General features: G+C 74.2%; 1 protein-coding gene. It reads right to left on the bottom strand.

All coding sequences use genetic code 11. The features are described 5' to 3' along the window. Window positions 1-48: 48 nt before the first annotated feature. Window positions 49-236: helix-turn-helix domain-containing protein (locus ACYQ0J_RS13640; protein WP_460170253.1), on the bottom strand; the 188-nt coding region annotated here is incomplete at its 5' end.

Raw genomic sequence — 236 nt, 5'->3', positions numbered from 1 at the left:
TGGTGGTCTTGCCCACCCCGCCCTTGCCGTTCACCACGGCCACCACCCTCACCCCAGCACCTCCCTCAGGGCCTCCTCCAGGCGCTCCTCGCTGCCCAAAAGCCGCACCCCCTCCTCCCAGGGCACCCGCCAGAGCCGCCCCGCCTTCTGCCCCCGCACCTGGCCCTCCCGGAGCCAGCGGCGCACCGTTTCCGGGTCCACCCTTAGGGCGCGGGCCAGCTCCTCGGGGGTGAGGA

Source organism: Thermus sp. FJN-A, assembly GCF_054655095.1.
The sequence above is the reverse complement of the archived record's forward strand: the minus strand, read 5'-3'. Positions and strand labels throughout refer to the sequence as shown.